Genomic DNA, 14286 nt, shown 5'->3' on the forward strand with positions numbered 1-14286 from the left:
CGGCCCCTAGCATGGAACACCCGAGCGAACACCTCGGGCCGTTCCCATCAACCGGCAAGACAGGGATGCCCCATGACCACGCCCATCTCAATCGCTTCACAACAGCCACTGGAATTGCTCACCCAACTGTTAACAGGCCCGTCGTTCAGGGAAGTGGCGGCGGTGTTGTTGCGCCAGGCGCTGCAGGCCCGCTACCCCACACTGGCAATCGACCCCGATATCTGCCTGATCGGCACCCCCGGCTGGGAAATCATCGACGAACAGGCCTGCGCCACTACCACCGCCTACCGCACACTGAGCGACAGCCTGACCGATCAGGCCGTGCTCGGCGAACCGACCCTGTACATCGAAGGCGAACACTTCCTGACCCAGCAACCGCTCACCGAGCCGCCAACCCATTTGCCGGTGCGCATCGGTGACATCGCCCATCTGCTCAATACCCTGGCCCCCGTCATGCTGGCGGCCTGGCAGGAGCAACAGCTGGCGTTCTGGAACAAAAGCAACGGCAGCGGCCCCCATTGGCATCAGCTGTCCAACTCATTGCGCGGGGTGTGGAATGTCCGGCAGGCACCGGGCTGGAACGAAAGCGACTGCGCCATGGCGCGCCAGTTGTTTCACGCGCCCACCTACGATGTGCGACGGCTCGACGACCCATACACCAGCCACGCCTACCTGCTCGACATCGATCAGGTCGACGGCGCGCAGGTGACCCACCTCAACCGGCTCGCGCTGTCGGTCCTGATCGGCAAGCAGGCCGGGCGAGACGTTATCCTCACCCACTCGCTGCTCAAGGGCTATGAGAAGTTCACGTCCCTGGCACAGCTGGGCCGAAGCCTGCCCGCTCGCCTGGACACCTCGGCGCCCCGCACACAGTTGCAATGGCGCCTGTTCGAACCTGACGGCAATTTTTTCGATCACCAGGCCTGCAGCCTGATTGCCTTGCAGGTCGAGGCTATTGGCAGCCTGGACTTCTCCGACCTGCGCCACCCGGACACGGCTGCGCCACCCGGTGCCACCGAGTTGGCCACCGGCCCCGGCCCCGACCGCGAGTGGTATCAGCAGGCGCTGCCGGGCTGGCTGCAGGAGGCGTCGACGTCCGACCTGAACTTCTATGCGCGGCATCTCAAGGACCTCGCGTCCCTGAACAGCAGCACCGGCGGCAAGTCGTATCAGGACGATATCCCGCCCATCGAGCAGTACGCGCTCAATCACCTCAAGGCGGAAATCCTCAACGACCACCCGCAAGCCGGTGCCCTGGCCTTGGATACGCTCACCCTGAAAGTCCAGCAGCCGGTGGTGTGGGGGACTTTCACGGTGCCCGGCATGACCGAGACCACCACCTTCAACCTCGCCGAACTGGCGCTGCACAACCTGATCGCCATCCCGGTCGGCAACAAGACCTTGCAGCTGCATAACGGCCAAAATCTGCCGGACTGGCTGACCGTCGAGTACATCGAGAGCCTCGTTTCCCGGGTGGACATCGGCCAGAACTACCCGGCGCTGATCAAAAGCAAGCTGCTGGAAATGCCCCGCGAGGCCTCATCGCGAAAGAACCTCTACATCCAGCACCTGCGCATCCAGCTGCCGTTACTGGCCCTGCAAGGCAAGATTCAGCAACAGGATGGCATCGATGACTGCGGCTATCGATACGTCGCCACCCTGATGCAAGCCGATGCCTCGGATCACACAGTAGACGGGCAGACCATCGTCATGCGGCCTCTGGCGTTCATCCCGCAACGGCGGGGCGACGCCACTGCCGATGAGGTCGAAAACATGTACGTCATCGGCCCGCAAGATCCCGCCGCCGGCCCCTGCCTGCTCTATCGACCTCTGTTCACCCCGGCCCTGGTGCAATATCCGTCCCCGGCCAACCTGATGTACGCCATTGCCCAGTCCCCCGACCTGCGCCGTTCGGTGCTGGCCTGGTTGCCGGACAGCGCGCGCGATGCTTACGCCAACTATGTGTTCCCGGGAGCATTGCCTTCCCCCTGGGCCGTCGCCGATTTTCTGGTGGACGCCTCGACACTGGAAACCATGAGCGGCCCCATCGGCCTGGGCAAAGACCCACTCAAGGGTGACCTGCTCGCCGGCCTGTTTGAAGCCAACGCCCAGGCCCTGGTCAAGCTGGCCGACCGCCAGTCGACCTCCAATACCGAAAACCGCTGGGCGACCCTCAAGCAAACCGGCTGGACGCTCCTCAATGCCGCGCTGCCCTTTACCAGCCCCAGCGTGGCGACAGGCCTATGGATCTGGCAGGTCGTCGATCAGTTGCAACAGTTTGTCGGGGCCACGGAGCAGGATGACACCGCGGTCCAATGGACCACTTTCACCGACGTGCTGCTGAACCTGTCGATGGCGATTACCCTGCATATCAGCACGCGCCTGCGTCCCCGCGGCGCTCGGCCCGAGCGGGAATCCAGGCCGACCGAGCCCTCGGCAGGGCAGCGTGTCGAGATCAAACAGCTGGGCGCCATCGCCGGCAATGAAAGCCCAGCGGGCCACACTCCACTGCTGCATACCAGCGGCGCGCTCAATCACTCGCCCGCCACCCTGGGGCGGGTGCTGGACCGTTTCAAAGTCAGCCAGCCTGGCGCGGCGAGCAGCGTCGACACCCGCCCGGGGCCGACCCGCCACCTTACCCGCGTCGCCGAGCGTTTCTACGCACAGGTCGGCGAGCGCTGGTTTGAAGTGAGCGCGGACGACGAGGGCAACGTGGTCATCATCGACCCTCGGCAGCCGGATCGAACCGGACCGCCGCTGATTCACAACGCCGCCGGCCAATGGTTCGTCGACACCCGCCTGCGCCTGCGCGGCGGCGGCCCCAAGCGCATGCTCAACAAAGCCGAAGCGGAAGCGACCCTCAAGGCCGCCGAAGTACGGGCCAAGCTCGAGGCCTTCGAAAACGCCAAGAAGACCGCACAAAGAGCGCTGCAACAGGCCCGCCAGGCCATGACCGACGTCTCCGGTAACGCTGCAGAAGTCAAACGCCAGCACTACATGGACACCCTCGACCAGCAAAGCGCGGATTACGAAGCGGCACTGCAACACCTCAAGACCCTGAGTGTGTTCACCCCGGTCCCCGACTACCAGCAAAAAGCCCTGGGTTATATAAGAGCGCAACTGGAGCTTACCGAAGCAGCGATCAGGGAGGCCCAGACCACCTTCACCCCCCAGCTCAGGGTCGTGCTTGACCAGCTCGAACACCCCGACACCCGGCACCCGGCGCGGTACGTCGAAGACGCGCGACAAATGACCGAGATGAGTGAAGACATGATCACGCGCCTGGACTACACCCATGCACGCTTCACTCAACTCAAGACCCTGGCCAGAGAGGGCGTGCAGTTGATCCAGAGCGCCAGGAAAAAACTGCCGGCCTACACCAGCATCGACCTCAAGGCCCTGCAGATAACCCTGGCGCGCAGGTTGTGCCTGCCGGAGGACAGCGCGACCCGTGCACCCCAGGCCTGGGCCAACCTCAATGAGATTGTCGACAACGCCGATCTGTCGGTCCAGGCCCTGCGCGACACCCTCAACGAACGCAGCGAGGCGCGGCTGGACGAACGCATCGAATCCCTGAGCAGCCTGATCGAACAATTCAAGGTCCTTGACGAGCGCCTGGAGGACTTCTCCCAGGAGTTTTCCAGCCTGACCCACCTCTCCCCGCTGGAACGCCTGCGCAAACAGGTCAAGGATTTCTCCAGGCAGGCCTTGACTCATCTGTCCCAACTGCACGCTGAGCGGGACATCCTGCGCAACCGGCCCACCCCTCCACCGACGCCCCCCAAGCCCTTGAAGAAATTCATCCATACCCGTTACAACGGCGTGATGATCGGCGAGCCCCGCCTGACGGCGGTCGGCCTTGAAACTGACCTGGTGGATATCAAGTCACCGCTGACCCGGCAGGTCATTGCCACCTTCCATGAGAAAAGCCCCAACGTCTGGGTGCAACGGCTGAGCCCTGCACACACCGAGCAGGCGGTGCCCGAGCTTCAAGCCAGCCTCGGGCAGGGCCGCACGCTGCTGGACGGTTTGCCCGCGTTCAGGCAACGGGCCATCGAGCAAACACGCCAAGCCGGGCGCACCGCCGTCGGCATCGAATACCTGTACCACCGTCACGCGTTGCGGCTGGAAGAGACCAACCGGCACATCGAGCAGGCCCTGGCCGACAGCACCCTCACAGCCGATCAAACCCAATCGGCAACCGCCCTTGGCAAGCAGCTCAACGACGCCGCGCAGGACCTGTACCGACGCGCATCCGAAAGCATGACGCGCATGATCAAGCATCAGCCCCCAACCACCAAAGGCGTCGAATGGCTGAGCGAGCGCGACGAGATCGTCATCAAGAAATCCGTGAGGCGTCGCCGGCTCAAAAGCAGCACGCCGGACTACCTGGACGAATACATCATCACCGAGCGCGCGACCCATCAAGTGCTCTGGTACGCGCACTTTCATTATTCGACCGACTGGACGCCTGCCAAGGCCTACCTCAGCGCACGGTTGAAAACCACCCATGAATATCGACAAGGCTCGGCGGCCGACTCGGTCAAAGGCCTGAACGAGCAGCAGCAAATCGACTATTACCGCAGCGAGATCAGCCTGGAGGCGGCCAAACGGCTATTTTTTGACCACAAGTAGGCGGCACACTCCTTGCTGCCTCTGGGCAAACCCTGGCAGGACTCCCCCATGCTGCACTCGCACCTGACTACGCTCAACGCCGTCTCCCTGGTACTCGACACCTTCAGGGCCGAGGGCGTGAGCCGCGACGTGCTGCTGGCCGGTAGCGGTATCTGCGGCGCCGACCTGAACCGCGCCGACACGCGCATCACCACCAACCAGGAGATGCGCGTGTGTGCCAATGCCGTGGCCCTGCGCCGCGATATCGGCCTGGAGTTGGGCCGGCGCATGCACGTGTCATCCTACGGCATGCTCGGCTACGCGCTGCTGACCAGTGCCACCTTCGGTGACGCTTTGCGCCTGGCCCTGCGCTATCCGGCGCTGTTGGGAACACTTTTCGAGCTGAGCCTGGAAGACGACGGCCAGCGCATCTGGTTCACCGCCGACGGGTATCGGGAAAACCCGGCGCTGGCCACCTTCAATGTCGAGTTCTGCCTGGTGTCGTTGAAGGTCATCTGTGACGATCTGCTGGGCCATGCCCTGCCGTTGCTCGGTGCGCGTTTCGAACACCGCGCCCCCGACTATCGCGCACGCTATGCCGAGCACTTCGATTGCCCTCTTGCCTTCGCTGCCAGCGCCAATGCCTTCGCTTTCGACCGGCGCTGGCTCGACCAGCCGTTGCCGCTGGCCGACCCCATCACCCACCGCGCCATGGCCGAGCGCTGCCGCAAACAGAACACCGAATTCACCGGGCGCCAGGCCTGGCTCGGCCGGGTACGCCAATTGCTGGCCGCCCAATTGAACGCCGCCCCCGGCATCGATGGCCTGGCCGGGCAGATGAACTGTTCGCCGCGCACCTTGCGCCGGCATCTGCATGACCTGGGTTGCAGCTATCAGGAACTGCTGGACGAGTTACGCTTCGAGCGGGCCAAGCAGTTGCTGGGCGAGGACCAACTGCCGATCTATCGCATCGCCGAACAGTTAGGCTTCAGTGAAACCGCAAGTTTCAGGCACGCCTTCGTACGCTGGAGCGGCGTGGCACCGAGTCAGTTCCGCGCTTGAGTCGCGTGCCCCCACATGGGGCGAATAACGGACACAGGCTTTGGCCATATTTATCCCCTTTTGGCCGCTCCTGCCGTTCTCCAAACCTGCCCACGCCGCAACACTGCAAGGCATCCCAAGCAGCCTGCGGAGAACAACAATGCTGACGATCTATTCGGACGATCATCATCTGCACCACGGCCGTTGTGAATTGATGGACGGGCAATTGATGCCCTGCTTCGAAATGCCCGCCCGCGCCGACCATGTGCTGCAGCGGGTCAAGGACCGCCAGCTCGGCCCGGTGCAAGCCCCGCAGGACTTTGACCTGGCCCCCTTGCAGCGCATCCACAGCCGCGAGTACCTGGATTTTTTCAAAGGTGCCTGGGCCCGTTGGCTCGAGTTCGGCCAAGACGGCGACCTGCTGCCCTATACCTGGCCCGCCCGCACCCTGCGCGCCGTCATGCCCACCAGCCTGCACGGCCAGTTGGGTTACTACAGCTTCGACGGCGGCGCGCCGATTACCGCCGGCACCTGGCAGGCAGCCTACAGTGCGGCGCAGGTGGCGCTGACCGCGCAACGGGCGATCCAGCAAGGCGCCCACAGTGCCTTCGCGCTGTGCCGGCCACCGGGACACCACGCCGCCAGCGACTTGATGGGCGGTTATTGCTACCTCAATAACGCCGCCATCGCCGCCCAGGCATTTCTCGATCACGGCCACAGGAAGGTTGCGATCCTCGACGTGGATTACCACCACGGTAACGGCACCCAATCGATTTTCTATGAGCGCAGTGACGTGCTCTTTACCTCGATCCACGGGCACCCGGAAGCCGAGTTTCCGTTTTTTCTCGGCTATGCCGATGAGCGGGGCGACGGGGCCGGAGAGGGTTTCAACTTTAACTATCCGTTGCCGGCCGGTTCGGGCTGGGACACCTGGAGCGCCGCACTGGAACAGGCTTGCCAGGCGATTGAGGGCTACGGCGCCGACGTCATTGTGGTGTCCCTGGGCGTCGATACGTTCAAGGACGACCCCATCTCGCAGTTCAAGCTCGACAGCCCCGACTACCTGGCCATGGGCAAGCGTATCGCCCGCCTGGGCAAGCCGACGCTGTTCGTGATGGAAGGCGGTTACGCGGTGGAAGAAATCGGCATCAATGCCGTCAACGTTCTCGAAGGTTTTGAAGGGGCAGTCGAATGAATCTGTTCAAGTCGCTTGTGCTCTGCGCCGCCGTATTAAGCACCGCCGCGCACGCTGAAGAAAAAAACCTGCGGGTCTACAACTGGTTCGACTACATCACCCCCAAGGCCCTGGAAGACTTCAAGGCCCAAAACCCGTCGATCAAACTGGTCTACGACATCTTCGACACCAACGAAGCCCTGGAAGCCAAGCTACTCACCGGTAATTCCGGCTATGACGTGGTGGTGCCGTCCAACGTGTTCCTGGCCAAACAGATCGAGGCCGGTGTGTTCCAGGCCCTGGACCGCAGCCAGTTGCCGAACTGGAACCACCTCGATCCCAAGTTGATGAAGCTGATCGAGGCCAACGACCCGGGCAACAAATTCGCCGTGCCCTACATGTACGGCACCATCCTGATTGGTTTCAATCCCGACAAGGTCAAGGCCGCGCTGGGCGCAGATGCACCGGTGGACAGCTGGGACCTGATCTTCAAGGAGGAGAACATCAGCAAGCTCAAGCAATGCGGCGTGGCACTGCTGGATTCACCCTCGGAGATCCTGCCCCTGGCCTTGCAGCACCTGGGCCTGGACCCCAACAGCAACAACCCCAAGGACTATGAAAAAGCCGAAGCCTTGCTGCTGAAGATCCGCCCGTACATCACCTACTTCCACTCCTCCAAGTACATGGCCGATATCGCCAACGGCGACATCTGCGTCGCCGTCGGCTACTCCGGCAGCTTCTCCCAGGCCGCCAACCGCGCCAAGGAGGCCAGGAACGGCGTGATCGTAGACATGCGCCTGCCCAAGGAAGGCGCGCCGATCTGGTTCGACATGCTCGCCATTCCCAAGGGCGCGAAGAACCCCCAGGACGCCTACACCTTCATCAACTACCTGCTGCAACCGCACGTCATTGCGCCGATCAGTGATTTTGTCGGCTACCCCAATCCCAACAAAGACGCTACCGGGCAGGTGGACCCGGCGATCCGCAACAATCCCAACCTGTACCCCACCGAAGCCGCGATGGCCACGCTCTATACCTTGAAACCTCTGGGACGTGACGCCGAACGCGCCAGGACCCGCGCCTGGTCCAGGATCAAGTCCGGGACCTGAGCAAATGTGGCCGGGAAGTGCGCTTCCCGGCCATGATGACTTATCTACCGACCGCCCGGCCGCAGCGCCAATTACCTTGCAGCTCTTCATGCCGACCTAGGCCAAGGAGCTGCAGATGCCCAACGATTCACCCCCTAGCAACAATCGCCCGCCCAGCAGCTATGAGCTGCTGACGCAACTGAGCGTCGGCCCGTCGATCCGCGACGTTGCCGCCAACCTGTTGCGTTCGTCCCTCATGGAGCAATACCCGACACTCGCTATCGACCCTGACCTGGCCATGGTCATCACGCCGCACTGGCGCATCGTTGGCGATGTCATCCAATCCGCACCCGCCACCGCGCAATCGCTGACCTCGGTGCTGGCCAACCAGGCCCTGGCGCCCGAGCCGGTGATCTATATCGACGGCGAACACTTCCTCACCCTGGAGCCCGAGGCCAAGCCCGCCGTGCACCTGCCGGTGCAGATCGATGCCATTGCGCGGCTGATCAATGAGCTGGCGGCGCTGATCTTTACCGCCTTCCAGGAGCAGCAACTTGACTACTGGAACGCTTCCAACGGCCTGGCGGGCCCACGCTGGCAAACACTTTCCCATTCCCTGCGCAACGTGTGGAACGTCACCGCGCAGGACGGCTGGGATGAACACGATTGCGCCATGGCCAGGACGTTGTTCCACTTTCCGGACCGGGCCAAGCGTCGGAACTTCGACACATTCCAGACGCACGCTTACCTGATCGATATAGATGGACTTAAAAACAACCGCTCCACTCACGTCGGCCTGTCGGATATCGCGGTGCTGATCGGGGTACATGAGCAACGCCAGCGGGTCCTGACGTATTCGCTGATCAACGGCTACGAGAAATTCGAGTCACTGCAAAAGCTCGGCGAAGCCTTGCCCGCGGCACTGACTCAAGCGGAGGGGGAGGTAACCGTGCAATGGCGATTGTACGAACCCGCCGGGGATTTTTTCGACAGCCTGGCGTGCAACCTGATCGCCCTGCAATTGCAGGCCATCGGATCAATTGGCTCCGCCGACCTTGAAGCCCCCGCCACGGCTGCCGTCACCGGCCAGGCCGTCGCGCGCATCCTGCCGGTGATTGAAGACTTGAGCGATCACTCATTGTCGAGCATCCGCCAGATCCACGAGCAACTTCCCGACTGGCTTGCCAATGCCTCGGATCTGGACGTATCGACCTACAGCCGTTATGTGATCGAGCTGGCCGAACTGCATACCCACAACCACGGGCAGTCTTTCCAGGACGGTATCCCGCCGATCCGCGACTACGCCAGGCAGCAACTGCAAAACCGGATCAAGGCCCATGCAAATGGCGCGAGCCTGAACCTGGACAAGATAGAGATCAGCATCGAGAGCCCGGTGGTCTGGGGCACCTTCGTGCTGCCCGGAACCACTGACATCACCCGGCGCAGCCTGATCGACCTGGCCCTGGAAAACCTCACCGGGCTGCCCACCGGTACGCCCAGCGTGCACTACAACGGCGGCGAGGGGCCGCAATGGCTGACGTACAACTACCTCAAGGACGTGATCGAAACCCTCGACATCGGTGAACGCTACCCGACGCTGATCAAACACACCTTGCTCGACGACCCCGTTCAATCAAGGCGCCGGCAAACCCTCTACACCTCGCACTTGCGGGTGCAACTGCCACTGCTGGCCTTGCAGTGGAAGATCCAGGGCCTGCACGGCATCGATGATCGCGGTTATCGCTATATCGCTGCCGCGGTGCAGGCACACGTCCATGAACGGCAGGTCGAGGGACAAGAGATCGTCATCCGGCGCCTGGCGTTCATTCCAACCCTGCGCACCAGCCAGGCGCAGGATGGGGTGGCGAATATGTTTGTGATCGGCCCCCGCGACCACACCCAAGGCCCGTGCCTGTTGTACCGCCCACTGCTGGAGCCAGTGCTGATCCAGTACCCGTCACGGCAAAACCTGTTGTACGCCATCAAGCATCACCGCACCCTGCGCGACTCGGTACTGGCCTGGCTGGCCGAAGATGTGCGCTTCAACTACGAGCAGTATGTCTTCCCTGCCGCATTACCTTCGCCGTGGACCGTGGTGCGCGGGTTGGTGGAGCCGCAAGTGGTGGTGCAAATGAGCGGCCCCCTGGCCTTGAGCAACGAAGTGATGGGCAACGACAGCCTGGCGACGCTGTTCAGGGACAACGCCAACGCGATGGTTGAATTGGCGACGCGGCAATCGGTGTCCAACGCCCAGAAACGCTGGGCAAGCTATCGAGAAGCCGGCTGGCTGATTTTCAGCGCGGCGTTGCCATTCATAGGCCGCACCGTGGGCATCGCGGCCTGGATCTGGCAAATCATGGACGACCTGCAGGCGACCGCCCAGGCGGAGCCGGAGCCTGACGGGCAGGTGTCCTGGACAGCCCAGGTGGATCTGCTGCTCAACCTGGGCATGGCCCTGGTGCTGCACGTCGCCCTGCGCCATCCGCCGCTGCGAAAGACGCCCAAGGCCACGTTGCCGAAACATGAAGCCACCCCGACCCAAGCGCCTGAAACCAGACTGCCGCCGGAGCGCCGGATCCCCGTGATGCGCCGCCCCGACTTGCCCGACGCCGAACCGCCCGCTCGCCATCAAGGCCCGCTGTACAACAGCGGCGCACTCCAACGCTCTCCGACAAGCCTGGGGGCCACGTTGGATCGCTTCAAAGTGGCCAGGCCCGACGGGCTGGGGGAAGCCGTCAAGGAAACAGGGCCGCACCTGCATCTCTGTGCGCTTGCCGATAAATGGTACGCGCCGGTGGGCGCACGCTGGTTCGAGGTGGCGGTGGATGAAAACGACAATGTCATGATCGTCGATCCGGGCCGCCCCACTCACGTCGGCCCGCTGCTGGTGAGCAACCTGGCCGGGCAATGGTTTGTCGACACTCGCCTGCGCCTGCGCGGTGCCGGTTTCAGGAATCGCCGGCAATCGGCTCGCGGCAAGGCACCTTCGCGGATCACCGACCTCCGGCAGAAACTCAACCAATTCGATGCTGACGAACGGCGCGGGCAAGCTGAAGTCGCCCAGGCCCACGCCGCGATAGACCCGGTGCCCGGGCCCTCCTCCGATCGCCAGCGCCAGGCGTTCCTCGACAAGGTCGACAGCCGCCTGGCCGACTATGACGTGCCCATTCGCCAGTTACGTTCGCTGAATGTCATCGATTCGGTACCCAACTACCAGAGTTCGATGATCGACTACCTGAACAAACAACTGCTGCTGACCCGCTCGGCCATCTCGGAACGCTTGCCGGTCTTTCGCGACAAGTTGCTGGTGTCGGTGGAAGACATGGAAGCCGTCACCGCCCTGGACATCAAGCAGCGTAACGAGATCGCACAGACGATGGCGAAGCTGAACCTGGATATGATCAACCGCATGGAGTATGCGCAATCGCGCTATCGCCAATTGGAAAGCCTGGGCATAGAGGGTGCCAAGGTCATCCACACCAGCGTGCAGGCCCTGCCCGACTTCAAGCTGCACGACCTCAAGGCCATGCAACTCACCCTCAGCCGCTACCTGTGTATTGGCGAAGGCAGCGGGGAGGCCTTCACCGACGCCCGGGTACAACTCAATGACATCGTGGATACCGCCGATCTCACGGTGCAAACGTGGATCGAGACCCTGGTGGAAACCAGCATCAGCGACCTGCACGAGCGTATTGACGTGCTCAACAGCCTGGTCGACCAGTTCGCGATTGTCGACCAACGCCTGCTGGACCTGCACGCCGAACACCCGGAACAGGTGCAGCGAGAACCCCTGGAACACCTGCGCCAACGCATCGATGAATTCAACCAACAGGCGGTGCATGAACTGGCGCTCTTGATCAGGCAACGAAAAGCCCTGGAGCCCAAGCCTGGCCCATCAAAAGCCCCCCCGACACCCAAGCGCAAAGTCATCAAGACACGCTTTAACGGGGTGGTGGTGGGCGAGCCCCGTGAAGCCGAAAGCGGCCTGGTGGACGTCAAGGCCCCAGTGACGGGCAAACTCATCGCGACCTTTCACGAAAAAACCCCTGGGGTCTGGGTCGAACGCCAGAGCACACCCTCAAGCCCGCGTGAGCCCCAGGTGATCGACCTGGGTAGCAGCATCGACGCCGCCCAGAGCCTGCTGGATGAAGAGCCCGCCGCCACCGTGCGCACCCTGGACCACGCGAAGAAAGCCGGGCGTATTCCGGTGGAAATCGAAGAGATGTTCCACCAGTACGCCGCACGCCTTGAACACGCAATGGCCACGATCGAAGAGGCGCTCACCCGGCTCAACCTCACGGAAAGCGACCGTCCGCCCGCCGCAGCCCTGAACCGCCGGCTCAATGACGCCGCACAACGGCTATACGAACTGGGCACAAGCACCCGCATCAGCATGACCAAACAACAACCACCCACGGCGGCACGGGTGGAGTGGCTGCACAGCCAAGGCCTGGTGAAAATCGCCAAAGTGGTCACGCGGCGGCGGCTCAAGGGCCCCGGCAAAAACTACCTGGACGAATACGAGGTGCGTGATCACCAGACCCATGCGGTGCTCTGGTATGCGCACTTTCACTATGAGTCTCCCCAGACGGCGCTGGAGCACTACACCGCCGGCCACCTCAAGACCCGCGACCAGCAGAAGCTGGGGGGTGCTGTACACCGCACGGGCTTGAGCGACCGTGACCAGATCGCGATTTATCGCAGTGAAATCAGCCCGATCCTGGCCCGCTCGTTGTTTTTCCAGGCCTGACCGTCAATCGTGATGCCAGGCCCTGCGCAACGTTGCCAGGGCCTCGGCAACAGCCGTCTCGGGTACGGCGGCAAACCCCAGCACCAGGCCGGCGCGCTGGTCTGCCGGAGTGGTGGAGTGCGCCAGCCAGTAACTGCTTAAACCATTGACTTCGACGCCCACGGCACGGGCCTGCTCAAGCAGCTGTTGCTCGCGGGCCAGGCTGTCCACGCGCACGGTCATGTGCAGCCCTGCAGCGATAACGGGCAACTCGCCCACCCCCGGCAGACCACGCGGCCACCCGGCGAGCAAGGCATTGCGCCGGCTCAATGCCGCGCGCCGCATCCGGCGGATATGCCGCTGGAAGTGCCCGGCCGCCATAAACTCGGCCATCACCGCCTGGGTACTGACTTCCGAGTGGCGCATATCCACCGCACGGCGCCGTGAGAAAGCATCAACCAGGCCTGGCGGCAATACCAGATAGCCCAGGCGCAAGGCCGGGAATGCGACTTTGCCGAAGGTACCGACGTACAGCACGCGGCCGCTGCGGTCCAGCGCGGCCAGCGGCGCCAGGGGTGCGCCGCTGTAGCGGTATTCGCCGTCATAGTCGTCCTCCACGATCCAACCGCCGGTGCGCTCGGCCCAGGCCAGCAACTCCAGGCGCCGCGCCAGGCTCATCACCACGCCCAGCGGATATTGGTGGGAGGGCGTGACATAGGCCAGGCGGCAATCACCCAAGGTATTCAGGACCTGGCAATCGATGCCGTCGCTGTCCACCGGCACGCCCTGCAGGTTGGCACCGGCCAGTGCGAACGCGTGCCCGGCGGCCCGATAGCCCGGGTTTTCCACCGCTACCCCATCGCCTGGCTCTACCAGCAGCTGTGCACAAAGGCTGATTGCCTGTTGTGCACCGCTGGTGATCACTATTTGCTCAGCCGTACATTGCATGCCCCGTGAGCTGCGCAGGTAAGCGGCGATCAGGCCGCGCAGGCGGCTGTCACCCGCCGGGTCGCCATAGCACAGCTGCGCCAGGTCCGGCTTGCGCCAGAACGCCCCGTTGAGCTTGGCCCAGACCTCGAAAGGGAACAGATCGAAGGCTGGCACGCCCACGCGAAATGCCTTGGGCGGCCCCGACGGCGGCTGTGGCAAATGGTTACTTTGCACGCGCCCCAAGGCCGGCCTGTGGATAACTTCGCCGTCGAGATCTTGCGGCAAATCCATCCACTTTGTGGATAAGACTGGGGATAACCTTGTTGATAAGCCTGTGGATACTTTTGTGGATAGTTTTTTTGCCGTGGGCAATTGGGCGACATAGGTGCCATCACCCACACGGCCTTCGACAAACCCCTCGGCGTACAACTGATCGTAGGCGCGCACGACGCTGTTGCGGGAAATCAACAGCGCAGCGGCCAGGTCACGGCTGGCGGGCAGGCGCGTACCGCTGGCCAGGCGCCCATCCAGCACGCGCTGACGCAGGGCTTCATAAAGCTGGCGCGTCAGGCCTTGGCGACGATCCAGCTCGATACCGGCAGGGTTGAAGGACAGCGGCGGCGAAATGGGCGACATCATATTGGACCTATGAAATTGGCCGAAGATGGCTCTTACAACGAACCATTAGCCTGCCTAGGATGCAGGCATTC

At 62.9% G+C, this 14286-nt stretch carries 6 protein-coding genes; 5 read left to right on the plus strand and 1 reads right to left on the minus strand.

Translation table 11 applies throughout. The features are described from left to right. Positions 1-72: 72 nt before the first annotated feature. From BLW22_RS29480 to BLW22_RS29500, 5 genes are all read left to right on the plus strand, one after another. Positions 73-4635, plus strand: coding sequence for a coiled-coil domain-containing protein (locus BLW22_RS29480; RefSeq protein ID WP_074848007.1), 4563 nt, complete (start codon positions 73-75; stop codon positions 4633-4635). 48 nt (positions 4636-4683) lie between these two features. Next, complete coding sequence (locus BLW22_RS29485) at positions 4684-5676, plus strand: AraC family transcriptional regulator (protein ID WP_065946485.1); 993 nt, start codon at positions 4684-4686, stop codon at positions 5674-5676. A gap of 139 nt (positions 5677-5815) precedes the next feature. After that, on the plus strand, positions 5816-6850 hold the full coding sequence (locus BLW22_RS29490) for a histone deacetylase family protein (RefSeq protein ID WP_065926757.1): 1035 nt from the start codon (positions 5816-5818) through the stop codon (positions 6848-6850). Next, positions 6847-7938, plus strand: a complete 1092-nt coding sequence (locus tag BLW22_RS29495; protein ID WP_065926758.1) for a polyamine ABC transporter substrate-binding protein — start codon at positions 6847-6849, stop codon at positions 7936-7938. The genes BLW22_RS29490 and BLW22_RS29495 overlap by 4 nt, the downstream gene beginning before the upstream one ends. A 115-nt stretch (positions 7939-8053) precedes the next feature. Next, the gene (locus BLW22_RS29500; RefSeq protein WP_074848009.1) at positions 8054-12667 is read left to right on the plus strand and encodes a dermonecrotic toxin domain-containing protein; all 4614 of its coding nucleotides are present in this window, start codon (positions 8054-8056) and stop codon (positions 12665-12667) included. A 3-nt stretch (positions 12668-12670) separates the two neighbouring features. Here BLW22_RS29500 and pdxR read toward each other — a convergent pair whose 3' ends face one another. Beyond that, the gene (pdxR, locus tag BLW22_RS29505) at positions 12671-14212 is read right to left on the minus strand and encodes a MocR-like pyridoxine biosynthesis transcription factor PdxR (protein ID WP_074848262.1); all 1542 of its coding nucleotides are present in this window, start codon (positions 14210-14212) and stop codon (positions 12671-12673) included. Between the last annotated feature and the right edge of the window lie 74 nt (positions 14213-14286).

The organism is Pseudomonas marginalis (assembly GCF_900105325.1).
GTDB lineage: Bacteria > Pseudomonadota > Gammaproteobacteria > Pseudomonadales > Pseudomonadaceae > Aquipseudomonas > Aquipseudomonas marginalis.

Coding starts and splice junctions, on each gene's coding strand:
- BLW22_RS29480 (WP_074848007.1), top strand. CDS start 73: ATGACCACGCCCATCTCAATCGCTTCACAACAGCCACTGGAATTGCTC.
- BLW22_RS29485 (WP_065946485.1), top strand. CDS start 4,684: ATGCTGCACTCGCACCTGACTACGCTCAACGCCGTCTCCCTGGTACTC.
- BLW22_RS29490 (WP_065926757.1), top strand. CDS start 5,816: ATGCTGACGATCTATTCGGACGATCATCATCTGCACCACGGCCGTTGT.
- BLW22_RS29495 (WP_065926758.1), top strand. CDS start 6,847: ATGAATCTGTTCAAGTCGCTTGTGCTCTGCGCCGCCGTATTAAGCACC.
- BLW22_RS29500 (WP_074848009.1), top strand. CDS start 8,054: ATGCCCAACGATTCACCCCCTAGCAACAATCGCCCGCCCAGCAGCTAT.
- pdxR (WP_074848262.1), bottom strand. CDS start 14,212: ATGTCGCCCATTTCGCCGCCGCTGTCCTTCAACCCTGCCGGTATCGAG.